At 67.5% G+C, this 23,641-nt stretch carries 23 protein-coding genes and 5 pseudogenes; 9 read left to right on the top strand and 19 right to left on the bottom strand.

Annotated elements, in window-relative coordinates; genetic code table 11:
* Nucleotides 1-125 precede the first annotated feature (125 nt).
* A complete protein-coding gene (locus DY245_RS14955) occupies nt 126-305 on the top strand; it encodes a hypothetical protein (RefSeq protein ID WP_425329390.1) in 180 nt (59 codons plus the stop codon).
* A 248-nt stretch (nt 306-553) separates the two neighbouring features.
* Here the strand turns inward: DY245_RS14955 and DY245_RS48250 are convergent, their stop codons facing one another.
* The 10 genes and pseudogenes from DY245_RS48250 to DY245_RS14910 all read right to left on the bottom strand — a co-directional run bounded on the left by DY245_RS48250 (nt 554) and on the right by DY245_RS14910 (nt 9,425).
* Nucleotides 554-952 (bottom strand): diacylglycerol kinase family protein, encoded by a 399-nt coding sequence (locus DY245_RS48250; protein WP_425329389.1) that lies wholly within the window; start codon nt 950-952, stop codon nt 554-556.
* Nucleotides 953-962: 10 nt separating this feature from the next.
* On the bottom strand, nt 963-1,673 hold the full coding sequence (locus tag DY245_RS48245) for a diacylglycerol/lipid kinase family protein (RefSeq protein WP_425329388.1): 711 nt from the start codon (nt 1,671-1,673) through the stop codon (nt 963-965).
* Nucleotides 1,674-1,748: 75 nt separating this feature from the next.
* Entirely contained in the window at nt 1,749-2,795 is a 1,047-nt protein-coding gene (locus DY245_RS14945) for an NAD(P)-dependent alcohol dehydrogenase (protein WP_128507503.1), read from the bottom strand.
* A 23-nt stretch (nt 2,796-2,818) separates the two neighbouring features.
* Entirely contained in the window at nt 2,819-4,087 is a 1,269-nt protein-coding gene (locus tag DY245_RS14940) for a cytochrome P450 (RefSeq protein WP_244943046.1), read from the bottom strand.
* Nucleotides 4,088-4,150: 63 nt separating this feature from the next.
* Nucleotides 4,151-5,554: an NAD(P)/FAD-dependent oxidoreductase gene (locus DY245_RS14935; protein ID WP_128507498.1), complete on the bottom strand. Its 1,404-nt coding sequence runs from the start codon at nt 5,552-5,554 to the stop codon at nt 4,151-4,153.
* Entirely contained in the window at nt 5,551-5,769 is a 219-nt protein-coding gene (locus tag DY245_RS14930) for a ferredoxin (protein WP_128507496.1), read from the bottom strand. The genes DY245_RS14935 and DY245_RS14930 overlap by 4 nt, the downstream gene beginning before the upstream one ends.
* A gap of 398 nt (nt 5,770-6,167) precedes the next feature.
* Nucleotides 6,168-6,286: pseudogene (locus tag DY245_RS46300) on the bottom strand (site-specific integrase); the annotation flags it as partial.
* A 31-nt stretch (nt 6,287-6,317) separates the two neighbouring features.
* Nucleotides 6,318-8,147 carry a glycoside hydrolase family 15 protein gene (locus DY245_RS14920; protein WP_128507494.1) on the bottom strand — a complete coding sequence of 610 codons (1,830 nt, stop codon included), beginning with the start codon at nt 8,145-8,147 and terminating at the stop codon, nt 6,318-6,320.
* Nucleotides 8,148-8,376: 229 nt separating this feature from the next.
* On the bottom strand, nt 8,377-8,598 hold the full coding sequence (locus tag DY245_RS46295; RefSeq protein ID WP_244943045.1) for a hypothetical protein: 222 nt from the start codon (nt 8,596-8,598) through the stop codon (nt 8,377-8,379).
* A 614-nt stretch (nt 8,599-9,212) separates the two neighbouring features.
* Entirely contained in the window at nt 9,213-9,425 is a 213-nt protein-coding gene (locus DY245_RS14910) for a hypothetical protein (RefSeq protein ID WP_128507492.1), read from the bottom strand.
* 182 nt (nt 9,426-9,607) lie between these two features.
* Here DY245_RS14910 and DY245_RS14905 point away from each other — a divergent pair, with 182 nt between their 5' ends.
* The 4 genes and pseudogenes from DY245_RS14905 to DY245_RS14890 all read left to right on the top strand — a co-directional run bounded on the left by DY245_RS14905 (nt 9,608) and on the right by DY245_RS14890 (nt 12,791).
* On the top strand, nt 9,608-10,459 hold the full coding sequence (locus DY245_RS14905; protein ID WP_128507490.1) for a hypothetical protein: 852 nt from the start codon (nt 9,608-9,610) through the stop codon (nt 10,457-10,459).
* A complete protein-coding gene (locus DY245_RS14900) occupies nt 10,446-11,480 on the top strand; it encodes a helix-turn-helix domain-containing protein (protein ID WP_128507488.1) in 1,035 nt (344 codons plus the stop codon). The genes DY245_RS14905 and DY245_RS14900 overlap by 14 nt, the downstream gene beginning before the upstream one ends.
* A gap of 317 nt (nt 11,481-11,797) precedes the next feature.
* A pseudogene (locus DY245_RS14895) lies at nt 11,798-12,284 on the top strand (transposase family protein); the annotation flags it as partial.
* 204 nt (nt 12,285-12,488) lie between these two features.
* Nucleotides 12,489-12,791: a hypothetical protein gene (locus DY245_RS14890; RefSeq protein WP_128507486.1), complete on the top strand. Its 303-nt coding sequence runs from the start codon at nt 12,489-12,491 to the stop codon at nt 12,789-12,791.
* A gap of 747 nt (nt 12,792-13,538) precedes the next feature.
* Here the strand turns inward: DY245_RS14890 and DY245_RS14880 are convergent.
* Nucleotides 13,539-14,357, bottom strand: coding sequence for a hypothetical protein (locus tag DY245_RS14880; RefSeq protein WP_181923677.1), 819 nt, complete (start codon nt 14,355-14,357; stop codon nt 13,539-13,541).
* Between the two features lie 9 nt (nt 14,358-14,366).
* On the opposite strand from DY245_RS14880, the pseudogene DY245_RS14875 reads away from it, so the two are divergent.
* Both DY245_RS14875 and DY245_RS46290 read left to right on the top strand, forming a co-directional pair.
* A pseudogene (locus DY245_RS14875) lies at nt 14,367-14,999 on the top strand (IS5 family transposase); the annotation flags it as partial.
* A gap of 57 nt (nt 15,000-15,056) precedes the next feature.
* Nucleotides 15,057-15,311, top strand: a pseudogene (locus DY245_RS46290) (NAD(P)/FAD-dependent oxidoreductase); the annotation flags it as partial.
* Here DY245_RS46290 and DY245_RS14865 read toward each other — a convergent pair.
* The 5 genes from DY245_RS14865 to DY245_RS14845 form a co-directional block, all read right to left on the bottom strand.
* Nucleotides 15,280-16,503, bottom strand: coding sequence for an MFS transporter (locus tag DY245_RS14865; RefSeq protein ID WP_128507480.1), 1,224 nt, complete (start codon nt 16,501-16,503; stop codon nt 15,280-15,282). The pseudogene DY245_RS46290 and the gene DY245_RS14865 overlap by 32 nt on opposite strands.
* Nucleotides 16,504-16,875: 372 nt before the next feature.
* Entirely contained in the window at nt 16,876-17,790 is a 915-nt protein-coding gene (locus DY245_RS14860) for an NAD-dependent epimerase/dehydratase family protein (protein ID WP_128507478.1), read from the bottom strand.
* Nucleotides 17,791-17,904: 114 nt separating this feature from the next.
* Nucleotides 17,905-18,372: a carboxymuconolactone decarboxylase family protein gene (locus DY245_RS14855; protein ID WP_128507518.1), complete on the bottom strand. Its 468-nt coding sequence runs from the start codon at nt 18,370-18,372 to the stop codon at nt 17,905-17,907.
* A 20-nt stretch (nt 18,373-18,392) separates the two neighbouring features.
* Nucleotides 18,393-19,010 carry a Type 1 glutamine amidotransferase-like domain-containing protein gene (locus tag DY245_RS14850; protein ID WP_128507476.1) on the bottom strand — a complete coding sequence of 206 codons (618 nt, stop codon included), beginning with the start codon at nt 19,008-19,010 and terminating at the stop codon, nt 18,393-18,395.
* 74 nt (nt 19,011-19,084) lie between these two features.
* Nucleotides 19,085-20,020: an NADP-dependent oxidoreductase gene (locus tag DY245_RS14845; RefSeq protein ID WP_128507474.1), complete on the bottom strand. Its 936-nt coding sequence runs from the start codon at nt 20,018-20,020 to the stop codon at nt 19,085-19,087.
* A gap of 244 nt (nt 20,021-20,264) precedes the next feature.
* Here DY245_RS14845 and DY245_RS14840 point away from each other — a divergent pair, with 244 nt between their 5' ends.
* Nucleotides 20,265-21,176 carry a LysR family transcriptional regulator gene (locus tag DY245_RS14840; RefSeq protein WP_128507472.1) on the top strand — a complete coding sequence of 304 codons (912 nt, stop codon included), beginning with the start codon at nt 20,265-20,267 and terminating at the stop codon, nt 21,174-21,176.
* Here the strand turns inward: DY245_RS14840 and DY245_RS45220 are convergent.
* Nucleotides 21,121-21,375, bottom strand: a complete 255-nt coding sequence (locus DY245_RS45220) for a hypothetical protein (RefSeq protein WP_244943049.1) — start codon at nt 21,373-21,375, stop codon at nt 21,121-21,123. The two genes, DY245_RS14840 and DY245_RS45220, sit on opposite strands and share 56 nt — an antisense overlap.
* A 41-nt stretch (nt 21,376-21,416) precedes the next feature.
* Between DY245_RS45220 and DY245_RS46285 the strand changes: the two are divergent.
* Nucleotides 21,417-21,827 (top strand): annotated as a pseudogene (locus DY245_RS46285) (response regulator); the annotation flags it as partial.
* A gap of 97 nt (nt 21,828-21,924) precedes the next feature.
* On the opposite strand, the gene DY245_RS14825 reads toward DY245_RS46285, so the two are convergent.
* Complete coding sequence (locus DY245_RS14825; RefSeq protein WP_220377887.1) at nt 21,925-22,650, bottom strand: response regulator; 726 nt, start codon at nt 22,648-22,650, stop codon at nt 21,925-21,927.
* On the bottom strand, nt 22,647-23,465 hold the full coding sequence (locus tag DY245_RS14820) for a sensor histidine kinase (RefSeq protein WP_244943044.1): 819 nt from the start codon (nt 23,463-23,465) through the stop codon (nt 22,647-22,649). Before DY245_RS14820 ends, DY245_RS14825 begins: the two co-directional genes overlap by 4 nt.
* Nucleotides 23,466-23,641 lie beyond the last annotated feature (176 nt).

The raw sequence follows: 23,641 nt of genomic DNA, 5'->3' as shown, positions 1-23,641 counted from the left end.
CGACATCCACGAAGCCTTTCTCACCCTGGGATGCGCACTCATCTGCTGGCGGCGCCTGAAGTCATTGCGTTAGGAGTTCTTAGCCTGGGCTCCAACCGGTCCAAAGGCGACAAGGATCCCGCGAAGTGGATCTGGCCAAGGACGACACCTGCACCTACGCCGTCGACTGGGTTGCCTCAAAGCTGTACGGCGAGGCGGGTAAGGACACGCTGTGGGGCAACAGCGGTGACGACGTCCTGTGGGGCGGCCCGGGCACCGACAAGCTCTCCGGCGGCCCGGGCCGCAACGAGCTGCACCAGGACTGAGCTTGTCTTTCAGCCTTTGCCATCCATCCGCATTTCCCCGGACGGTGATGGGCGGGCCGGAGCAGGCCGCAGGCGATCGGAAGTACCCGGCGCCGGCGGAGTGTGCGGGATCACCCGGGGCGGTGACACGGGAGGCATCTCACGCGTTCGGTGGTGTGGCTCGCAGGCCGCCGAGCAGTGTGGCCACATAGCGATGTGCGGTGTCGATCCGGTCGGCGGAAGTCCGCGCTCTGCCGGTTCGGCTTCGGTCAGCCGGTATGACGGCCGTGAAGAGTTCGCCGGACAGCCGAGGCCACCCGTCGGATGGCGCTCCAGCCTGGCGGCCGCTCGGCGGGCGCGGCGCCCGGCCGATGGCGGGGAACCCGTACCCGTAGCGTCCCGGGACTGATCCGGCACCGCACGGGAGTCGGCAGGGTGACGGCTTCACCGTCCAGCCCGACGGGGACGAACGGGACGTCGGCATCGACGACGACCTCTTCAGAGGTGGCCAGATTGGTCAGGCCGTGCGTCTGCCCATCTCGCAGCCGGGCGGCGGTCTCGGCGGGCGTCTCCGCCCTGGCGGCCAGTACCCCCAGGAGGCCGGAGTCCAGTTGTGCACGCTTGCCAAGCCCGGCCGGGTCATCGGCCCGGTAGGGGTTGTTGCTCACCAGCACGGCATCAGGCCCGTCCACAGTGAGCAGCCCTGCGCGTACCCACCAGCTCCGGGCCCTTGTGGCGGGCCAGGAATTCCGGGAGGATCCGCGCCGTCGTGCCGATCTTGTCGTCCCGATAGGCCGGGTCCTGTACCAGGGCGGCATAGGCACCGAACGACACGTTGTTGACGAACACCCGCTCGCCTGCGAACCCGAGATCCACGCACAGTTCGACGCCGTCCGTGAGGGCCTCCAGTGCGGCCGAAGGGTCCTCCCGGTCCAGGCCGAGGTCCATCGCGAAGTGGTTGCGGGTACCGGCAGGAATGACCACGAAAGGGAGACCGCACTTCGCAGCCACGCCGGCGACAAGTGCCTGCGTGCCGTCTCCGGCGGCCACCCCCAGCAGGTCCGCACCGTCATCCACCGCGCGTCGGGCAATAGTCGCGAGGTCCTGGGGCTGGGAAGGATCGAGCAGGAGAACCTGAGCCCCCAACTCGCGAGCCTTTTCCGCGATCCGGAACCGGCTCGCCTTCCCTCCTCCCGAGCGGGGATTCACGATCAGATACGGCCGCAGCGCGGCGGCCACCGGTCGGAACGTGTTCTCGGTCATGGCAAGCGCCGACAGGCCGCGTTCATCAGCCCGGCGCCCGTCACCGTCACAGGCGCCGGCACAGCTGCTGTTGCCACGCCCGCTGCTGGCTGTGCGGTCCGCCACCGGCCCGGTCAGCGATCGCACCGGTCACAGCTTCCATGACGTTTCCTCCGGCAGTTACGGCTTCCGGCACCAGCCCGGTCGCCTTGGTGACAGTACTCATGGGTGGGGGGTGATGACGGCGCGTCCTTGGATCTTGCCGTCGTGCAGGAGCTGGTATGCCTCGTTGGCGCGTTCCAGGGGGAAGTGCTCGAGCAGTATCTTGATCTTTTGCTGCTGGGCGAGGGTGATCACTTCCATCAGTTCGGGAAGGGAGCCCCAGTAGGGCGAGGCGACCGAGCACTCGTGCGGGGGGCTCGAGAAGTTGACGGGCAGGGCTCCGCCGCCGAGACCGACGATGGTCAGGTGGCCAAGCACCCTTGCCACCTGAGCAGCCATGCGCAGAGTCGGGTCTATGCCGACCATGTCGAGCACGAGCTGAGCGCCCTGCTGCTCCGTCATGTCCTTGATGCGCGTGACCGCGTCCTCGCCCGAGAGCAGCGCCTCGTCCGCGCCCAGGCGCTTGGCGGTTTCCAGCTTGCCGGCATCGGTGTCCACGGCGACGACGGTGGTCGCCGCGCTGAGCGCTCGCACCATCTGGATGGCCATCTGGCCCAGACCGCCCACCCCGATGACCACCGCGGTCGAGCCCGGCCCCAGCAGGTGCAGCGATCGCTTGACGGCGTGATAGCTGGTCAGTCCCGCGTCGGTGAGCGGGGCGGCCTGGCGGGGGTCGAGGGTGCCCAGCGGAATCAGGAATCGCGCCGCCGGGACCAGCAGGTACTCAGCCATTCCGCCGTCGTGACCGCCTCCCAGGCCCCCGCCCTGACCACTGACCTTCTGGCAGTAGTTCTCCCGTCCCTCCCGGCAGTTGGCGCACATCCCACAGCCCCAGGGACCGTAGACCATCACAGGGTCTCCTGGCGCGAACCCGGTGACACCCGGCCCCAGCCTCTCCACCCATCCCGCATTCTCATGGCCGAGCGTGAAGGGCAGTTCCGTGGCGAAACCGGGTGGCGGTGCGGGTGCCTCCATGATGTGCAGATCTGAGTGGCACGCACCGGCACCCCCGACCTTCACCAGAACCTGCCCCGGCCCGGGCTCGGGCACCGGCACCTCGCGCAGCTCGGGCGGTTGCTGCCATCCGACCAGTTGAAAAGCCCGCATAGCGATCCTTTACGCATGCCGAGTCAGTCGCGGATCCCGTCGATGTCGACCAGAACATGGCGCGGGCCGCGGAAGATCTGGTTGTGGCGGTACGGCGGTGGGTCCTCTACGAGCCGGGGGTTTTCCACCCGGCGGACGAACTCGCCGACCGCGACCTGGACCTCGAGCCGCGCGAGGGGAGCGCCGAAGCAGAAGTGGATGCCCTGGCTGAACCCGAGGTGCTGGTTGTCCCGGCGTTCGAGGTCAAGCTCGTCGGGGCTGGCGAACCGCTTCGGGTCACGGTTCGCCGAGCCGTATGCCAGGAAGATCGGCGCGCCCTTTGGGATGGTGGTGCCTGCGATGTCGATGTCTTCTACGGCGGAGCGGGTGTGCCAGAACTGGACCGACGACTCGAAGCGCAGCAACTCCTCGACGCCGGGCACGATCAGCTCGGGCCGGCGGCGCAGCTTCTCGAGCGCGTCGGGGTGCCGCAGCAGGGTGAGCACGCTGTGGGCGATGAGATTGACCGTGGTTTCATGCCCGGCGAAGATCAGGAGCAAGGCATTGCTCACGAGCACGCCCTTGGACATCCCTGTCTCTGGGCCGTCCTCGTTCACCATCGCCGAGAGCATGCCCGGGCCGGGCTGCTGGGCGTACCGGTCGAGCAGCTCAGCTGCGAACTGCCCGAACTCCTCCACGGCCTGGTGACCCCCGGCCAGTCGGCTCTGTATCTCCTCGGAGGCAGCCTCGGGGCCGAAATCCAAGGCGTCCAGTGCCGCCTCGATCCAGCTGTGGAAGCGTGGCTCGTCTTCCAGTGGCACGCCCAGGACCTTGCAGATCACGGTCACCGGCAGGGGGTAGGCGAACTCGTCGACGGCATCGATTCGGGTCTTGCCCTGCATGTTGTCCAGGAGGCCGTCCACGATGCGGCGGATCTCGGGTTCCAGGTCGGAGATCAGGTGAGGGGAATGGGGCGGGCCGACGAAGTGCGGCGTCATCATCCGGCGATCTCGATCGTGTTCGGGTGGATCCTGGGTGATGATGTTCGGCTCCAAGGAGATGACCGTCTCCGTGATCGGCTCGGCCTCCGCCGAGCCCTCTGCCGGGGCCGTAACCGGGGCGGGGAGCTTCCTGACATCCGAACTGACCCGGGGGTCGTGCAGCAGCGCGACGATCTCTTGGTAGGTGCTGACGACGTAGGTGCCGTCCGGCTGCCGCGCCACCGGTGTCTTGCGGAGTTCCTCGTAGAACGGGTACGGATTGGCGCGGTTGGCGTAGCGGAGGGCCTGCTGCCAGGGGGTTTCCTCGACCACGAGGCTCCCCTCCTTCTTCCTGTCGTCGATGCTGTCCGCTTGCACGCCCATCCGGCGGGCGCGTCAACGAGGGCGAGACCGGAACTCGGCCCCCCGCTCGCTCGGGTCGTGGCCGGTTAGGACGACGTCGGGGATCGCCGTCGGGACGCCGGGTTGCGGGAACTCGGCCGGGATCGGCTTCATGTCGGGGGGCTGGTCCCAGCCCGGCGGCGGAGGCGGGAACGGACCCGATTGCTCGATCAGCTTCCCGTAGTACTCCAGCCACTTGCCGTGATCGAACGTGACGGCGGCGACGATCCGGCCCCGGCGACCGTACGCGGCGGCGAAGCGGCGCTCCTTGACGGACCCCTGCGTGAAGACGATCTCGTCGCCGAACGGCGGCACGCCGACGGACTTGATGTTGAGGCCGAACTGACCGGACCAGAAGCCGGGCAGCAACAGATGCGGGCGATAGTGGGGCTCGAGGTTCACCATGTTGTGGGCCGCGGCCTCGGCGCCGAGAACGGCATTGTCCCAGTGCTCCATCGCGAGGAACTGGTACTCGTACAGCACGTGCGGCGAGCGCGCCACGTCCCCTGCCACGTAGATGCTGTCGGTGACCACGCCGTTGATGTCGAAGGCGCGACCGCCGGCGTCGCAACCGACGCCCCAGAAACCGGACGCCAGCCCGGCGCCCTCCAGCCATTCCACGTTGCGGATCGACCCCAGCGAGGCCACCACCACGTCGGCGTCGATGGTGGTTCCGTCCGAGAGATGAGCACGCCGCACGTGTCCGCCGGAGTCGCCCTCCAGTGACGACACACCCAGCCCGCAGCGCAGGTCCACGCCGTGGTCGCGCTGGATCTCCGCGGCGATCTCACCGATCACCCCGCCGAGCGCGCCGACCAGCGGCGCCGAGCCCCGCTCGACGACGGTCACCGGGAGATCGAGTTCCCGGCAGACGGAGGTCACCTCCGAGCCGATGAACCCGGCGCCGATGACCATGACCCGCGACGGCGGCGCGCCCAGCGCCTTTTGCAGCTGTGCGGCATCATCACGCGAGCGCAGCGAGTAGACCCCGTCCAGGGCCGCCTCGTCCGGGTTCGGCCACTGTCGCGCCCGGGTGCCCGTGGCGATCAGCAACCGGTCGTACGGGATCTGCTCGCCGTCGGCCAGGCGCACCTGCTTGGCGGCCCGGTCCAACCCGGTGGCGGTCACCCCGAGCCGCCACTGCGCATTCACTTCTCGCAGGCGGGGCAGCTTGGTGTGGTCGGCCGGTACCCAGCCTTTGAGCACCTGTTTGGACAGCGGCGGACGGTCGTAGGGCTCGTACGGCTCGTCCCCGATGATGGTCAGAGACCCGGTGAAGCCCTCCTCACGCAGGGCTTCGGCGGCCCGCAGTCCGGCCAGGGACGCACCGACGATGACGATCCGGCCGTTGGCTCTGAACTCGCGCACTAGCGCTGCGACCGTTGCTCGCACGGTCATGACGTCGCGCTCTCCTCCGCGCCGTCCAAGCGGTCGATCACGATCGCCTGCACCGGACACGCCGCAGCGGCTCGCTCAACCTGTAGGCGCCGCTCGTCATCGGGGTTCGGCTCGTAGGTGAGTGCCTCCTGGCCGGTCAATCTGAAGACCTCGTGCGCCAAATACACGCATTGTGCGTATCCCTGGCACCGATTCAGGTCCACGGCGATTCGCATGGGCAGACTCCTTCCGATCCGCCGCCCAGCTGGACAGCCCACCCGTCGCCCCCGCCGGCGCCACCGGCTGAGCACCCGCATGTTCGATCTTCTTCGCCACGGCGGTAGATTCGCGGTGACGCTTACTGCCGGTGAGCGTCACGGTCCCAAGGTCGCGCGGTACACATCCGATGGCGTCGGCATCAAGCTTTGCCCGGCCGTTATCCCCTAAAAAAAGGGTCCCCCTGTCTTCCGACGACCGCAAATGCGCTGTTACGGAAACCCTCTCTCAGGGCAGCTGTAGTGCTTGATCACTGACCGGTTCGTGCAGGTCCGGGGGCTTCCGGAGTGCCTGCCCGCATGGGAGCGGCCACCGTGATCAGGAGCGTTCGTGGAGGCAATACGGCCCCGGCCGACCGAGCCGGCTGAAGCTGCTGATACTCGGCGCACCAGCCGAGCCAGGACAGTACCGCCGCTCGGCGGTCCAGGTGTTGACCGCCGCGGTGCCCCAGAGCAGTTCCAGAGCCTCGCCGACCTCGCGTAATGGAAAGGATGCGGAGTGTGGCAGGTCACCCCAGGGCGCGGTCGAGATTGAAGGCGGCGCTGATCAGGGCAAGGTGGGTGAAAGCCTGGGGGAAGTTGCCCTGTTGCTCTCCGGTGTGGCTGATCTCTTCTGCGTATAGGCCGAGGTGGTTGGCGTAGGTGAGCATCTTCTCGAAGGCCAGGCGGGCTTCGTTCAGGCGCCCGGCGCGTGTGAGGGCCTCGACGTACCAGAAGGAACAGATGGAGAAGGTGCCCTCCTCACCTTCCAGACCGTCCGGGCTGGCCTTGGGGTCGTAGCGCCAGACCAGGGAGTCGGAGACCAGTTCGTCACCAAGGGTGTCGAGGGTCGACAGCCATACGGGGTCGCTGGGAGAGACGAACTTGGTCAGCGGCATCATCAGCACCGCGGCGTCCAGCACATCGCCGTCCTCGTGCTGGACGAACGCCTGCCGGTCGGGCGACCAGCCCTTGTCCATGATCCGCCAGTAGATCGCGTCCCGGACCGGCCCCCAGCGGCCGAGCTCGGCGGGGAGGCTGCGGTGCTGGGCGATGCGGATGGCGCGATCGATGGCCACCCAGCACATCAGGTGGGAGTAGAGGAACTTCTTGCGCCCGCCACGGGCCTCCCACACACCCTCGTCCGGCTGGTCCCAGTGCTCACAGACCCAGTCCGCCAGTGCGCACACCGCGCGCCAGTGGCCGCTGGAGATGGGCCGGCACCACTTGTCGTACAGATAGACGGAGTCGAGCAGGGCGCCGTAGATGTCGAGCTGCAGCTGGGTGGCCGCGCCGTTGCCGACCCGCACGGGCGCGGAGCCCTGGTAACCCTCCAGGTGGGACAGCTCGCGTTCGGGCAACTCGGTGCGTCCGTCGATGCCGTACATGACCTGCAACGGGCCGGACGATCCGTTGCCGCGCCGGTCGGTGTAGCGGGTGAGGAAGCCCATGAACGCCTCGGCCTCCTCGGTGAAGCCGAGCCTGAGCAGGGCGTAGACGGCGAACGCGGCGTCGCGCACCCACACGTAGCGGTAGTCCCAGTTGCGGCCGCCGCCGATCTGCTCGGGCAGGCTGGTGGTGGGGGCTGCCACGATCGCGCCGGTGGGGGCGTAGGTGAGCAGCTTGAGGGTGAGGGCGGAGCGGTGCACCATCTCCCGCCATCGGCCGCGGTAGCGGGACTGGTTCAGCCAGCGCCGCCAGAAGGCGACCGTGGCGGTGAACTCCCGCTCGGCCTCGGCCTCGGCGTGCGGGCAGCGGCGCGGCGGAGCCTCGCTGCTGACCTGCTCCAGGGCGAAGACCGTGGTCTCGCCCTGGGAGAGTTCGAACTCCGTCCACACGTCCTTTTCGTCGTACTCCAGCGGCACCGTGGCGGTCAGCGTCAGCGACAGCTCTTCGGAGGCGAACAGGGCGGCCCGGTCCAGCATCCGTACGGTGTGCGGGTGGGCGCCGTAGCCGAACCGGGGGGCCACCCGAGCCCGGAACGGGATCGTTCCGCGGATGCACACCACCCGCCGGATCAGTCGGTCGCGGTCGGATGCGCCGGAGTCCGCCACGGGCATGAAGTCCTGGATCTCCCCGAGCCCGTCCTCGGTGAAGAAGCGGGTGATCAGCACATTGGTGTCCGGGAAGTAGAACTGTTTGGTGCTGGCCCGCACGGTGGCAGCCAGCTCGAATGCCCCGCCCCGGTCCGCGTCCAGGATGGCTGCGAAGACACTCGGGGAGTCGAAGGAGGGGCAGCAGTACCAGTCGATGGTGCCGTCGGTGCCCACCAGCGCCACCGTGCGCAGATTCCCGATCAAGCCGTGCTCAGCGATCGGCAGATACCGGGCGGACTTGTGCTGTGCCGGTGCTCCAGTCATCGCAGCACCCTCCCTTTGCTCCCGCCTCTCCTGCTCGGGCCCTTGTGGTCGCACCATGCGGTGGAGATTTGACCTGCTCGGTCAGTTCGCGGTGGGCATCGCGGCACTCCTCGACCGCGGCATCCATGATCGCGAAGCCGAGGTCCCGCCGGCGGTCGGTTGCGGCCGTCCGCTTCGGCGCCTCGGATCGAGGGTCGCGGGATAACCACGTCCCTGTACCTCCAGTGTCCTACAAACGCCGGAGCAGGTGTCTTTTGCGCCCTGGCCGGTCCCAGCCGTTGTGGGAATCCCAGCCGGCGTTCGTGCCGATCTTCCTCAGCCCCCAGCACCCACCCACACCACTGAAGACGTGCGCCGTGTCGAAGCGGTAGCGGACCAGGCCGATACTGCGTCGGTGCTCGCGGGCGACGTGGATGTCGTGGCGGGTGGAGTCGTTGGCGATGAAGATCAACCAACCGCTCCACAGCACCTGGCCGCGACCACGGTCCCGTGCCGGTCGCGGCAGGGCCAACGCTCTGCGGAGCGGGGCCAGCCGTGCCAGTGCAGGTTAGCTGCCAAGATCGCGGGGAAGATGCTGACAGTTTGCTGACTTGTTGGTGCGAGCTATGCCCGCATCGCGTCGATTTGGGATGCTCGCGAGATAGTCAATTTCCCGACAGGGCTCAGTGGGAGGGGAGTTGATAGCATTCTTCAGAGGCGAGGGAGGGCTTTAAATGTCGCCAATTCCTAATTAGGGAATTTCGGGGACATGGACTTCACCTGCATGCTCCTGGGGGAGTGACTCTACGATCGCCCCAGGTGGAGCGGCAAATGCCCAGGTCAGATGGGCCTTTCGCACCCCTTCGATCATATGCAGGTTCGGCAGGGTGAAACCTGCTCTGGCAGGGCCGATGCTGACCTGATGCTGACTTTCCTGATGGCTTGTCAGGTAGAGGATGGCTCGCTTGAACTGTCCTAATGACTTGGTCGCAGCGGTGGGAGTAGCCCCGGGCTCCCGCCAGAGATGGCGAGCCGTTGAGCGCTGTCGTGTCTGAACGATTGCCGGAGCCGCTGCTCGTCTGCGCGTCATCGGATCAGTTTGTTAAGGGCTGGCACGCATGCGCCGAAGGCGGTGAGCCCTGCAAGGGCAGCGCCAGCCAGGGCCCCTCCGTTGAGGAAGGTGAGGCTTCCGACGATCAGGCCGATGAAACCAGCTGCCAAGAGGACGATGGCTGTGTGGAGGGTCAGGAAGGGTTCTGAGTCGTGCGTTGCAGGGGGTGGTGGTGTCGGTTCGCTCATGGCGGGGTCCTCCGGGTCGTCGTGTTGAAGACACTGCTCATAGGTCAGAGGCGGTCGGTCGCCCCACGATTCCCTTCGGTCCCGCTCGCTTCTAAAGAATCTTGGGAAAGTGCGTGGGGTGCTGGCCAACGAGCCACCTACAAGGAGCCGTCGTCGATACGCGACGAGCGAAAGGGGAGGCGATGGAGGGCGACAGCGCGGCCAGCGAGGCTAAGGCCGCGCACGCCTGGGACTTACAACCTCCCGGTGGGCCTCGGGTCGACCTTGCTGCCCCGGTGCCGGACAACTTCGAGGGAATGAGTTCACAGCAGAAGCGTCGGACCTTGCGCCTCCAGGAAGGCATCGACCGGAGGATGGCCGACAGGCAACTGGTGGAGCTGCTGCGGAGAGACGGCTTCAAGGGGCGGAATTACGACCGGTTCATCGAGGAGCTCGTCCGGTACGGGGTATCGGTGCTGCGTGCATGGATGCACTCTGGCTACGTCTTCCAGGTCGTAGCCGCTCGCGGCTATGGACTAAAGCCCCACGAGCTTGACTTGGAGGAACTGGCCTCGGATAGCGACTTGAGGGAGGAGCTGGCGACCATGACAGTCGCTCTGGCTCTGCCGCGCTTCCGTCAGCGTGCGCTTCTTGAGCATGGCTGGACCCATGAAGGCGGTGCGAGCATCACCACATATTTCATGGGGGCTTGTGTTTATGACTTCCCCAACGAGTTTCGCCGATGCAAGTCGTCCCGAATGCGGGAGCATCGCCTGATGAGACGGAAGGGTGAACTCGCCGGTCCAGAGGCAAGTCACCTTGGAGTGCCCGAGGAAGTGCTCGGAAATCTCTGGGTGATGAACCGCCTCGATGGTATCGCTGACGGCAGGACGAAGATGGCGGTGGCTCTGACCGTGGAAGGCTACTCGCAGTCGGAGATTTGTGAGCTCCTGGATATGGGGTCAGAGCGTGCGGTGGAGGGCGCCATTTACCGATGGCGCCGGGCAGAGAAGGGGAAAGCTGCAAAAGAGGGGGAGGGAAATGTCCGGAGCTGAGGGTTTCGCAGAGCTGATGAACCGCTCTTCACTTGGTTCCCCGACGGCACGCAGCTTCTGTGCTCGTACCCCGGCGCAGTCCGCCGAACGCGTGCGGAGAATCGCCGGACTGGAAGCACTCGAAGATTACGTGTCTGCAGACCCTCAGGGCAGCCTCGCGAGGCAGCTGGCAGGAGCGACGATGCGACAGCTGCGCGAGGATGCTGGGTTGCCAGGTGCCGATGTAGCCCACCGAATGGGATGGAGCTCTGCAAAGTTCCATCGCTTCGAACGCGGCATGACTCGCGTTTCTGAGCCTGACATCACCGTCCTGCTAGAGCTGTACGAAGCCGATGAACGGTTCGCCGATCTGATGGTTCGGCTTGTAAGAAAGGCTGCAGAGCCGGGCTGGTGGGAGGAAAAATACAGCCGGCTAGTGCCGGAATGGCTCGGCCATCTCATCAGTTTGCAGGAGGGGGCGGATTGCATCCGCTCCTTCGAGTCCCTCCGTGTGCCGAGCCTACTGCAGACCGCCGACTATGCAGAGAGCCTGCTACAGGTGGGGCACCCTGTGCTGAATAGGAAGGAATCGGCAAGAAGAACAGAACTGTTGATGGAGCGTCAGGCGAGGCTTAGTGGGAGGAGAGCGCACTGTCTCACAACCGCGCCCTTGGTGTGGGCCCTTATTGACGAGTCTGCGCTCTACCGCGAGGTAGGCGGCCGGGACGTTATGCGTGAGCAACTCCAGCACTTGCTGGGGAAGACGGAGTCTCCGGATGGACTGAAGGTTGCGCTGCGAATTGTCCCAATGAGGTCTAGCGCAGCGTCGGCTGCCGGCGTGTCGGCTTTCTCTTTCCTGCGGTTCGCTCTCGAAGTGGTGCCGGATACAATTTTCGTGCGGAATCCAAGCTCGGCGCAATTAATCACCGGAGAGCGTGAGACGGACTCTTGGAGAATGCTCCTCGATCGCCTGGCCGTCGATGCGTTGTCAATCGACGAGACTCGCAGGCTGCTCGCTGAGGCAATCCGGGCACTGCGATGAGAACGCATTGATGGCATTCGTGCTCGTCGTGATTGCCGCCAAGTACGGACCTCTGGCGGGGCCATTCACGCTGCGCGACCCGCGCACCGCCTGGCAGTGACACCGTTCATCGCCCGCGGAGTCGTCGGTGCGGGCACACGGCCGGTCGCGGTCTGGGGCGGGGCTGGACGAACGGCAGCGTCTCCTCGTCGTTGGTCGGCACCAGCTCCGATCTGACTCTTCTCCTTACGCGTCGATTGCAGATCGGCGGCAGGATGCCCGCGCTCGTTGAAGCCGCCTGCCTCCACCGCTGCTGCCGGCTCTCGCCGGGGAGGAATGCAGTCCGGACCGCTTCGACCAAGGCGTACGTGATCCTGGACGGCACGCTGCTGCCCATCGACCGGATCGCCGCTGACCGGCCCTTCTACTCCGGCAGGCACAAGAAGCACGGCATGAACGTCAGTATTCACCGATCCGTTCGGACGGCTGCTGTGGGCTTCGCCCGCGCTGCCCGGAGCCGTCCACGATCTGCGCGCGGCTCGAGCCCACCAGATCACCGACACCCTGGCCGAGGCCGGTGTTCGGGGCTGGGCCGAAAAGGGCTACCGGGGTGCTGGAGGCACGGTCCGCGTTCCCTACCGAGGCCGCTGGGACAAGCTTTCCACCGGCCAACAGGCCGCCAACGTCTCCCACGTGAGGATCCGCGCACTCGGCGAACCGGCCATGGCCACCCTCAAGTTCTGGCGTCTGCTCCGCAAGCTGTGTTGCAGCACCACCCGAACCACCAACATCGGCAAGGGCGTTCTGGCCCTTCGCCTCGCCTCGCCTCAGCGTGAGGTGGGGAAAGGCTCAGTCTTCGGGAACGGCCTCATGGATGGGGTTTGGTCCGCATACCCGGGTGCGTCAGCGTGCCTGGGGTAGGGTCGCCTGTCGAGATCTTCAAGGACCATCGGGGGCGGACGCATGTCAAACGCAGAAGAGTTGGGAGCGTCCTTCTGGAAGCGTGCTGCACGGAGGAAGAAGTGGGGCGTGCTGCTCCTACTCGTGGCTGCAGCGTTGTGGGCCTGGCTCGTCTACCTGCTGGCGGTGCCGTATTCGGTCGACGGTGCCCACGAGTGCGCGGCGCTTCTCTTCCGCGACATGATTCCGTCCGTGCAATGTCTGCAACCCCGTCCGTGGTGGGAGATGCTTGGCCTTCTGGGGGCAGCACTGCCGATGTCTGTCGTGGGGGCCGGGCTGTATGTCGCTGGATCAGTTAGCCAGTCACTTTGGTACCACCTGCAGCAAGTCCAGTACTTCGAAACCCGAGACGCGCGCATGGATTCCAACTGAAGGGTCGTTCTCATCGAGGCCCCCCTTCGGGTTCGGTGGGCACAGCGCCACACTGGCCATCGCGTCCTGAGCGGTGGCGGCGCCTCCTTGCCGGGTCTTGCTCGCTCGCTCGCTTCCCATAGGCCTCTGTTGCCGGCCGGCGGGCGAAGCGTGCTTGAGGGCGTGGATTCCGTCACGGTTCCAGGCCCTTACGCGCGTCACCGCGGGTGACGGTGGTTGCGACATCGATCCAACGACACGTCGTCCGGGCGAGTTGCGACGCAGCGCACTGCCTCATCCGTCCATCGGGCGGATTCGCTGGTGAGAGCGCTGGAACGAGCCCTGACCTGGCTCTTAAGACTCTAGGGCGGGCGGATGACCTCGGTCGCCTGCTGCTCTACAGCACGCCGATCATGGCGTTTTCCTCCCACCTGTCGGTGTCCTCGAAGTAGCCCTCCATCACGCCGCTGTTGGGTACCCATCCGCCCTGTTTGGCGATGACCTTGCGGTCGTTGCCCGCGGGGCGGGAGGACTCGGCACCGTCGCGCCGGGTCCCGGTCGTCGGCGGCGAGGGGCACGCCGGAGGGTGATCGAGTACCCGACCCGGTAGCGCGGTCGACGAGCAGCTTGACCTATTCCAGGTTCCCCAGTTAGAGCTAGGAAACTTTTCAAGAAGCTGTGGCGCAGTCTCCCGGGTTCCCCTGCTTGAGGGGTGGCAGCCGAAGGAGAGGTTCAGCGCGACTCCGCTCCCCCCCCCCGCCACCGTGCTCAGTTTCCTCGCTTGACCCGTCCTCGAACGGCGAGGCCAGCGAAGCCAAGGAGGACTGGCTCGGCTAGCCGTGAGGTCATTTCGATGTAGGTGCCGGCGGTGGTGAGGTCTTGGCCGCTGGAGCGGAAGATGACCGAGTTGAGAGTGACGTTCAGCGCCTTCTCGAACCGCTTGCCCGTGAAGCGGTCGCCGGTCGGATTCTTCGGGTCGGGCTTGTCGATGATGGTCTTCCACTGCCCGTCGTCCATTTCCCGCACGATCTCCTGCTTTGGTGATTCGTTGGGTAGGCCGAATCCCATCATGAGCAGGATCGTGGTCATCATGGCGACGGCGAGCCAGCCGAGTGCGCGGGAGGCACGCAGTCCGTAGCCGGACAGGAGCCAGTACGCCTGGAGCAGCCAGCGCTCCGCACATCGCCAACCATGGCTGTGGCGGCGCATTTCCATTTCGCCGTAGTAGAACACGCCCGCACCGGGCTCGTCCTTCGCATCCTCGCGGGCCTTGCGGAGCTGGCGGTATATGACTGTGAGGGTGGCCAAGCCCGGCACTTCGTGCTCATCGTCGGGCGGGTCGCCCCAGCCGACACGGAATGACGCAGGGCGGTTCGGCAGCGCGCGCCACTGACGCTCTTCTTCGATGACTGGCCGCTGCGTCCACCGGAACGGGATACCCAGGCGCCAGATGCGGCTGTCCGGCGGTGTGTTCATGGACCATTGTCCCTCTAGCCGGAGTTGGTCCAGGTGGAACGCTCCTGCGAACTTGCACCGGGTGAGATCGACGTCGGCCAGCGACAGCATGGCGCAGTCGATGCCGCGCAACGAGACGACGCGAAGTGGGAGAAGGAGGGCGTGTTCGAGCAGCTCACCGGCGTGCTGCGCAGCCTGCTGCGGCAGAAGGAGGGCAAGCGCGCGGAGCCGTCCGCGTGCGTCATCGACGCGCAGAGCGTGAAGACCTCCACCAGCGTCCCCGCCACCGGGCAGGGCACGGATGCGGCGAAGAAGATCGTGGGCCGCAAGCGGAGCATCGTAACCGACACGCTCGGTCTGCTGCTGGCAGTGCTGGTCACGGCCGCGAGTGTGCAGGACTCCGTCGCCGGCACCCACCTGGTCAACACGGTGGCCACCGGCCATCCCTCAGTCCGCAAGGTCTGGGTGGACGGCGGCTACCGCCAGCACCTCGTCGAGCACGCCGCCCGCCTGGGCATCGACATGGAAATCGTCCAACGCACCCCCGGGACCAGGGGGTTCACTCGGTTACCGAAACGCTGGACGGTGGAGCGGACCTACGGATGGCTGATGTTCCACCGCCGCCTCACACGCGACTACGAGGCACTCCCGGCCCGCTCCGCAGCCGTGATCCACCTCGCCATGACCGACCTCATGGCCCGCCGCCTCACCGGCGAGAACACCGTCTCCTGGCGCGATCCGACACCGCGGGATCAAACGCAATCCACGGGATGAAACACCGGGAGAAAACGACCTCTCAGCCAAATGGGTCTGGATCGGTTGACAGACCGCATGAACGCCAACCTCCACGGCGGTGCCATCAACGGAGGCACCACAGCCCTGTACCCGCAGCTGTTCTTCCGCCCCACCTCCGGCACGGGGCGCCTGGAAACACCCGTCCCCGGGCTCTTCCTGGCTTCAGCATCCGCACATCCGGCTGGGGGGCTACGAGGCCCCACAACCAACGCCGCACGAGCCGCCCTACGCGGCCGACACACCCGCGCCCTCTCCAGGTTCAGGCCGCCTCGATCACTGCGGGCGCCGTGAGCGGGCGGGTTGCGGTCGCCCGGCGGGTCGTCGGGCCCATGGCGCAGGAAGCGGCCAGGAAGAGAGCGCCGAGCAGGAACCAGCCCATGGTGCCCACACCTATCAGCACAGTGGTGAGCGCCAGTGGGCCGAGGGTACGGGCGACGGTGACGCCGGTGCCGAAGAAGCCCTGGTACTCGCCAATCCGGTCGGCCGGGGCCAGATCGAAGCCGAGTTGCCAGGAGCCTGCGGACTGGAGCATTTCCCCGGCGACCAGCAGTACCGAGCCTGCGAGCAGGGCGATGACGGCCACCCAGGTCGGCGTCCCTGCAGAGAGGGCGAAGACCGCGCAGGTGAGGAGCATGAGACAGCCGGAGCGGCGGAGGGCCTTGACCGCTGTGGGTGTGCTGGTGACGGAGCGAGCGGTGCGGACCTGGAAGAGCATGACCGCGACGGTGTTGAGGACGAAGAGTGCGGAGACCAGCCATGCGGGAGCGGTGGTGCGTTCGGTGATCCACAGTGGTAGGCCGAGGCTGAGCAAGGGCATCCGCAGCAGCAGCACCGTGTTGAGGAGGGTGAGGAGGGCGTAGGGGCGGTCGCGCAGCACCGCGAGCTTGGCGCCCTTCGGCGCGGGGAGAGGGGGCACCGTCGGCAGGCGCAGCAGGACGAGGGCGCAGAGCAGGAAGCTCACCGCGTCGACTGCGAAGACGGCCAGGTAGGCGCTGCGGGTACCGGCGGAGAGGGCGAGGCCGCCGAGGGCCGCGCCGATGGCAAGGCCCGCATTGAGGGTGGACTGGAGGTGGGCGAGCGCGCTGGTGCGTTCTTCCCTGGCGATCAGACCGGCGAGGAGTGCCTGCCTGGCGGCGGACAGGCCGGACTGCGCGGTGGCGTAGAGGCAGGCGGCCAAGAGGAACGGCAGGAAGTCCCGTACGACGAGGAATGCGGCGACGGACGCACTGGTCGCGAGGGCGAGCAGCGCCGCCGTACCGCGCGGACCCCTGCGGTCCGCGAGGCGCCCGAGCGGTACTCCGACGATCGAGCCGACGGCCCAGGCCACCGCGAGGCCGAGGCCGATCCTGGCGGGGGCGAGGCCGACGACCTGGGTGAAGTAGAGCGCGGAGGTCACGTAGAACGCTCCGTCGCCGACGGAGTTGCTCAACTGGGCAAGCGCAAGGGTGCGTGGGGGCCCTGCAGGCGGTAGTAGCTTCATCATGTCCCTGACCGTGAGTGAGTGTGGGGTTGAACCCCGGGGCCGATGGGTGGTGCGGTGAGCGAGCCACTTCGACAGAGGAACGGCAGGCGCATCGGTCCTGCGGGGAGGCTGTGCCATCGAGGGCCAGGAGCTGCTTCGGAGCCGGAGCCTGGGCCGGGGTGCGGCTGGCACGAGGAAGGGATCCGTGCACCTCGGACGTACTGCCCTCGTGGGCGTGGCGCAGCGGGTCCCGCTGTTGAGACGAGGCAGTACCCGGCCGGCAGCGCACGCGCTGCGGGCTCGTCGGCAAGGACCGCACGAGGCAACCCGGACAGCCCGTGCCGTCCCCTTCTGCACCGACCACACGGTCGGATGTCGGTGAGGGCGAGGGAATCACTGGGAGTGCAGGTATTCCTTCTCAATCCAGTCGAGGACGGAGGAGTGTGCCGGGCGCCACCCCAGTTGGGCCGCTCCGCTTCGTACCCGGCTGTTGGAGGCGAGTACGTACAAGGCGAGTTCGTGCCCCCAGAAGGCGACGGCGGTGTCCGCGTCCCAGGACTCGGCGGGGCCGAGGCCGAGTGCCGAGGCTAGCGCGGTGCAGATGTCGGCGAACGACACCTCACCGTTCTCGACGAAGTAGAAGGATCCGGCCGGGGCGTCGGTGAGGGCGCGCAGGTAGAGGTCGGCCATGTCGTCGATGTGCACGGTCGACCAGATGTTGCGGCCTTCTTCCACATACCGCACGACTCCGCTGTCGCGGGCCTGCCGGGCGAGTACAGGGATCTGTACGCTGTCGCGGGCCATGCCCCGGCCGTGCCCGTAGACGAGGGAGTTGCACAGTACGACCGAGCGCACGCCGTTGCCCGCCGCGTCCAGGACGAAGCGGTCGAGGGCGACGCGGGCCGCCTTCTCCTTGACGGGCTGCCAGCTCGACCCTCGGTCGACGATCATCTTCTCGGTGAAGATCTCGTCCGCGGCAGCACCGCGGGAGTTGGTGCTGACGATGCTGGAGCCGCTGGTGTGCACCAGGGGGCGGCCGGTGCCCGCCAGTCCCTCGACGAGCGCCTCGACGGCTCCCCGGTGGTCGCTGTTGGCGGCGTTGACCACCGCGTCGGCCGCACGGGCTCGCGCGGTGAGCAGTGCGCCGTCGTCGAGCGTGCCGAAGACGGGCGTTATGCCTCGTCGCTCCAGTTCACCGGCCTTGTCCTGGGTGCGGACGAGACCCTCGACCTGGTGTCCGGAGCGCAGCAGCAGATCAGCGACCGAACCGCCTATGTAGCCGGTGGCCCCGGTGAGGAAGACGCGCATGGGAGGACTCCAATTCAAGTACGCCGAAGGGGATGGTGCGTCTTTGGCCGGGGCCAGGTCATGGGGACCTGGGCGGCTTGTGCCGGCTGCGCGCCGGCCCGGCCGTGACCTCGGTCAGTCGAGCGGCCAGGGCCGGGCGGTGGCGCCGAGCCGGTTCCAGGCGTTGATCACGGTGATGGTCCAGATCAGCTCCGCAAGTTCGACCTCGGTGAACTCGGCGGCCGCCCGGCCGTATACCTCGTCGGCCACGGGGCCGTCGGTGAGACGGGTGGCCGCCTCGGCCAGCTCCAGGGCGGCCCGCTCGCGATCGGTGAAGAAGGGCGTCTCGCGCCACACGGGCAGTGCGTAGAGGCGCTGCTCGCTCTCGCCTGCCGTACGTGCGTCCCGGGTGTGCAGATCGACGCAGTAGGCGCAGCCGTTGAGCTGGGAGACGCGTGCCCGGACCAGTTCCAGCAGTGCGGGCTCCAGATCGACCTTCCGGGAGGCGGCGTCGAGCGAATTGAGGGCGCGGTTGATGTGCGGGGCGAGCTTGTCCACCGGCAGCCGTACGGACGTCACGGAATTCTCCTTCGAGGAGGTCATCGGATTACAGGGGTCGGCGGTCAAGAGACGAGGGTGACCTCGCCGTCGCGGAAAACGCGGTAGAGCACCCCTTCGCGGTCGTAGCGCTCCACGACGCGCTCGATCGATTCGCTCTCGGGGATCGGCGAGCGGTAGTGGGGAACGAAGGCGTAGTCCAGGAGACCGAGCCCCTCCCAGACCACCTGCCGGTCGTAGGCGGTGACGGCGTCGGCGGGGTCGTCGACGAGTTCGAGGCCGCGCAGGCTGGGCGACAGGACGCAGGCGCCGGCACTCCAGCCGGCGTAGACGAGGGCGTCGCGATACAGCAGGTCGGTCAGGATCTCGTCCGCGCCGCTGAGGGCCATCGCCAGCCGCAGGACGAACGGGTTGCCGCCGTGGACCCAGACGACGCCGAAACTGGACAGCCGGTCGGCGAGCGTGACCGCATCACCGAAGTGGTCCCGCAGGTCCACCTCGGTCGCCCGGTAGCCGCGGTCGCGCAGCATCGCGATCTCCCGGCCGGTGGCCTGCTGCCTCTGCGGGACAGGGAGGGCGTCCAGCGCGTTGCCGACAACAGCTGCGGTTCTGGCACCCTTGGCGAGGTCGTCCAGCAGTTCGGGGGAGTCTCCCAGTTTCCAGGAGGAAAGGAACAAACGCATGGTCCTGCTCTCGTGACAAGGGGTCAGGGGCAAGGGACTTCGGGACGGTGTGCTCCGTCGTGGCAAGCGGAGGGTCATCCGGAGACAGTGAGCACGATCTTTCCGGCGGTACGGCCCATCTCGCCGATCTCATGGGCCTTGGCCGCCTGTTCGAGCGGCAGGACCGTGTCGATGCGCACCCGCAGCCGGTGGGACGCGGCGAGGGAGGCGATCTCCTTCAACCCCGCCTGGTCGGCTTCGGTGATCATGAAGGTGGAGCGGAGCCCGAGCGCTCGGGCCCGGTCCGCCAGGTGCGCCTCGGCGGGGGAGGCGAGCGAGACGACGATGCCGCCCGGGCGCAGTGTCTTGAGGGAGCGCGGCCCGTAGTCGCCACCGATGGTGTCGATCACGACGTCGACGTCCCGGGCGGCGGTGGTGAAATCGGTGTGGGTGTAGTCGATGACCTCGTCGGCGCCCAGTCCTCGTACGAAGTCGTGGTTGGCGGTACGAGCGGTGCCGATGACGTGTGCGCCACGCGCGTTGGCGATCTGGACGGCCAGGTGCCCGACACCGCCGGCCGCGGCATGGATCAGTACGCGTTGCCCGGGGCGGACGTCGGCCGTGTCGACCAGGGCCTGCCACGCGGTGAGCGCGGCCAGGGGGAGGGCTGCGGCCTGCACGTGGGAGAGCACCGGCGGCTTGGCAGCCAGGTGCCGGGCGGGAGAGACCACGTACTCGGCGTAGGTACCGGCAGGAGCCGGCTGGCGGGGCATGCCGAACACCTCGTCGCCGGGCCCGAACAGGGTGACACCCGGCCCGGTGGCTTCGACCACACCGGATACGTCCCACCCCAGGCGGATCGGAACATCGCCCGCCAGTCCTCCGGTGGCCCGGTGCCACCAGTCGGTCGGGTTTACCCCCGCTGCACATACCCGGACGAGCACTTCGGCGGGGCCGGGCGCCGGGCGCGGTACCTCAACGATTTTGAGGACGTCAGGTCCGCCGAAGGAGTTCTGTCCGATGGCGCGCATAGTGAGGTTCCTTTTGTGTCCGGCACGCCGTCCGTGGTGGTGCGGCTGTGCGGGCGGAAAGAGCGGAGGTCTCGCGTCCGGTGGGGCGGTGTGGGCCCGGTCGGAGGGACGGGGCCGGGAGCCTCGGGCGAGGGGCGCAAGTGCCGGGTGAAGTCGGCTTGTTCAGACTCCTACGGGTCCGATGCGCCAACAAGCTGGCATAGTGCAACGGTCGTTAAGGTGGATTTAACATCCGGAGGTCCGAGTGCTGGAGCGGCTTGAGCTGGAGGCGTTCCTGACGCTGGCCGAGGAGTTGCATTTTGGCCGCACGGCCGAACGCCTGCACGTGAGCACTGCCCGGATCAGTCAGACCATCAAGAGGCTGGAACGTCACATCGGCACACCGCTGTTCGAACGCAACAGTCGTCATGTCTGCCTCACCGAGGCCGGCCGACTGCTGCACGAGGATGTGCGCCCGGCCTACGACCAGATCGAGGCCGGGGTGGAGAAGGCGATCAACGCCGCGCGCGGCATTGATCGCCTTCTCCGGGTCGGGTTCCTCGGCGCCGCCGCAGGACAGCTCATGGCACAGGCTGCTCGGCTTTTCGACCAAGGTCACCCCGGCTGGAGAGCCCGGCTCAGGGAAATGCAGATCGTCGACGGCCTCCGGCGGTTGCGGGCAGGCGATGTCGACCTTCTGGTCGTGAGCCTGCCGCACCACGAACCCGACATGGTCACCGGGCCGGTCCTGTTCTCCGAACCCCGGGTGCTGGGAGTGTCGTCCGGCCACCCGCTCGCGCGCCGTGACAGCGTTTCGCTGGAAGACCTGGCTGCGGTCAAGATGCTGCAGGTGGCCGAAGCCTTTCCCGACTACTGGCGCGCAGACCGCACACCCCACCTGACGCCCGCGGGCCGCCCCGTCGAACCGGGCCCCCAGTTCGAAACGCTCCAGGAGGCCCTGGCGCTGATCGACGCCGACGAAGGCGCCTTCGTCATGGGCGCCCAGGTGTCACGGTTCTACGCGCGCCCCGGCGTCACCTATCTGCCGCTGAGCGATGCAGCGCCCCTGGAATGGGCACCCACCTGGCTCGTCACCAACACCGCACCTGAGATCCACGCCTTCAACCGGGCTGCCCAGAACGTCGCTGTTCGGCTTTCTCCTCCTGTCCGGAGCTGATGCCGGTTTGTGCACCGGCCCTGAACGGGCGTATCCCGTTCGGGGCGCGAGCCGGAGCACGTTCCTTGAGGCGTCTGCCCAGGAGGACGAACAGCAGGACGAGCCCGGCCGTGAGCAGGATGTGGCCGAGGTCGGCGGACAGCGATACTCCCACCGGCACGGGACGGCCGAGAACCGTCTGACTGCCGTGGACGAACATCATGGCGGCGGACAGGACGAGGCCCGCCGGACGTCGTAGTGATGGACATCCGCATGCCCGGCATGGACGGAATCGAGGTGACCCGCCTGATCACCGATGCCACGACGGGGACCCGAGTCCTGGTCCTGACCACCTTTGACGAGGACGACCACGTCTACGCCGCGCTGCGCGCAGGTGCCAGCGGCTTCGTGGTCAAGGACATGGCGCTGGACGACATCGTCGCGGCGATCCGCGTGGTTGCGGCGGGAGACTCACTGCTCGCACCTGGGGTGACGCGGTGTCTGATCGCGGACTTCGTCGGACACCGCGAAGCCACTCCGGGGCGCCCTGTGCGGCCGGTCGAGGGCATCACCGAGAGCGAGCAGGAGGTCCTCACTCTGATCGGACAGGGCAGGTCGAACACCGAGATCGCGGAAGACCTGTTCATCACCGTGGCCACCGCCAAGTCCCACGTGTCACGGCTGTTCACCAAGCTCGGCGCCCGGGACCGGGTCCAGCTCGTGATCACGGCGACGAGTGGGGGCTCGTCGCTCCGGCGCGCTGAGCATGTCACTGAGGGCCGACGGCGTCGGCGTCGCCGGGTGCCACGAGCCCTGTCTCGTAGGCGAGGACGACGGCCTGGGCGCGGTCGCGCAGACTTAGCTTGGAGAAGATCCGGGCGACGTGGGTCTTCACTGTTGCTTCGCTGAGCGTCAGTCGACCGGCGAGTTCGGTGTTGGACAGGCCCCGGCCCATCCAGGTCAGCACCTCCCGCTCGCGTGATGTCAGCGCTGCCAGGTCTCGGTGGACCGCCGGGGTCGCGAGCCCCGGGCCGGTGGCTGGGGCCGGCGTCGGGGGATCGGCGGCGAAGCGTTCCACGAGGCGGCGGGTTATCGCGGGTGCGAGGAGGGCGTCGCCGGTGTCGACCAGGCGTACGGCGGCGGCCAGGTGGGCGGGGGTGACGTCCTTGAGGAGGAAACCGCTGGCTCCGGCGGCGAGGGCGGCATAGACGTACTTGTCGAGGTCGAAGGTGGTCAGCATGATCACCCGGCATTCCGGGGCCTGGGCGAGGATGCGACGGGTGGCTTCCAGGCCGTCCATGTTCGGCATGCGGATGTCCATCAGCACGACGTCAGGCCGCAGTTCCCGCGCTACGGTGACTGCCTCGACGCCGTCGGAGGCTTCACCCACCACGTCGATGCCGCGGGCGGTGAGGATCATGCGGAAACCGGTGCGCAGCAGTTCCTGGTCGTCGGCGATCACCACGCGCGGGGCGGGTGCGTCGGGGCTGTTCACGGGCGGTCCAGGGGGATGCGGGCGCGGACGCGGTAGCCGCCGCCGAGGCGACGGCGTGCGTCGAGGTCGCCGCCGTAGACGGAAACCCGCTCGCGCAGGCCCAGCAGCCCGCGTCCGGTGCCGTCCGCCTTTTCCCGGGCCGGCTCCGTCGGAGCGGGCGCGGTGCCCGACAGGACGCTCGGCCCGCTGTTGAGTACTTCGACCCGTAGGTGGTTGTCCGCGTACCGCACCGTCACTTCAGCTTTCGTCCCGTCTCCGTGTTTGAGCGCATTGGTCAGGCCCTCCTGGATGATCCGGTAGGCGGTGACGTCGATCCCGGTCGGCAGCGGGCGAGGTTCGCCCGAGACCCGCATCTCGACGGGCAGGCCGGCGAAGGCGATTTTGTCGATGAGCGGGCCCAGCCGGCTCAGGCTCGGTTGCGGCGACAGGTCCACGTCGTAGGGTTCGTCCTCGCCGTTCTGTGCGGGGGCGAGCAGGCCGAGCAGGTGCCGCAGCTCGGTCATCGTGTTCCGGCCTGCGGTTTCCACGGCGCTCATCGCGGCTGCCGCTTCCTCGGGCAGAGTGGTCAGTACTTCGCGGGCAGCACCGGCCTGGACCACCATCATGCTGACGTTGTGGCTGACGATGTCGTGCAACTCCGAGGCGATCCTTGCCCGTTCGGCATCGACCGCAGCCCGTGTCGCGCTCTCCCGCTCACGTTCCAGCAGCCAGCCACGCTCCTCGATGGCCTTGCGGTGGCGGCGCCGCGCCCGCGCCGCTGCCACAGCCAGCCATCCGGCGGCGCCAACTGCCACAGCCAGCGCGATGAACAGCAAGGTCGTCCATGATTCCCCCATGCGGTCATCTTCCCAGGGGTGGGCGGTGGCAGAGTGCACCGGCCTCCTGGACGCGACCTCGTACCTCCCCCGCGTACATCCCCAGGATGACCTGCGCATACGGATACATCCGGGGGGCGACGCACCATGATCGCCGCCGGGCCTAAGTTTCGGGG

This window comes from Streptomyces inhibens (genome assembly GCF_003389455.1).
Lineage (GTDB): Bacteria > Actinomycetota > Actinomycetes > Streptomycetales > Streptomycetaceae > Streptomyces > Streptomyces inhibens.
The sequence above is the reverse complement of the archived record's forward strand: the minus strand, read 5'-3'. Positions and strand labels throughout refer to the sequence as shown.

Excerpts from the sequence above, each read along its gene's own strand:
- DY245_RS14845 (WP_128507474.1), bottom strand. The coding sequence starts at position 20,020 with ATGCGCGCCATCGGACAGAACTCCTTCGGCGGACCTGACGTCCTCAAA.
- DY245_RS14855 (WP_128507518.1), bottom strand. The coding sequence starts at position 18,372 with ATGACCTCCTCGAAGGAGAATTCCGTGACGTCCGTACGGCTGCCGGTG.
- DY245_RS14935 (WP_128507498.1), bottom strand. The coding sequence starts at position 5,554 with ATGACCGTGCGAGCAACGGTCGCAGCGCTAGTGCGCGAGTTCAGAGCC.
- DY245_RS14850 (WP_128507476.1), bottom strand. The coding sequence starts at position 19,010 with ATGCGTTTGTTCCTTTCCTCCTGGAAACTGGGAGACTCCCCCGAACTG.
- DY245_RS14910 (WP_128507492.1), bottom strand. The coding sequence starts at position 9,425 with ATGAGCGAACCGACACCACCACCCCCTGCAACGCACGACTCAGAACCC.
- DY245_RS14900 (WP_128507488.1), top strand. The coding sequence starts at position 10,446 with ATGTCCGGAGCTGAGGGTTTCGCAGAGCTGATGAACCGCTCTTCACTT.
- DY245_RS14930 (WP_128507496.1), bottom strand. The coding sequence starts at position 5,769 with ATGCGAATCGCCGTGGACCTGAATCGGTGCCAGGGATACGCACAATGC.
- DY245_RS14865 (WP_128507480.1), bottom strand. The coding sequence starts at position 16,503 with ATGATGAAGCTACTACCGCCTGCAGGGCCCCCACGCACCCTTGCGCTT.
- DY245_RS14920 (WP_128507494.1), bottom strand. The coding sequence starts at position 8,147 with ATGACTGGAGCACCGGCACAGCACAAGTCCGCCCGGTATCTGCCGATC.
- DY245_RS14945 (WP_128507503.1), bottom strand. The coding sequence starts at position 2,795 with ATGCGGGCTTTTCAACTGGTCGGATGGCAGCAACCGCCCGAGCTGCGC.
- DY245_RS45220 (WP_244943049.1), bottom strand. The coding sequence starts at position 21,375 with ATGTTCGTCCACGGCAGTCAGACGGTTCTCGGCCGTCCCGTGCCGGTG.
- DY245_RS14860 (WP_128507478.1), bottom strand. The coding sequence starts at position 17,790 with ATGCGCGTCTTCCTCACCGGGGCCACCGGCTACATAGGCGGTTCGGTC.
- DY245_RS14905 (WP_128507490.1), top strand. The coding sequence starts at position 9,608 with ATGGAGGGCGACAGCGCGGCCAGCGAGGCTAAGGCCGCGCACGCCTGG.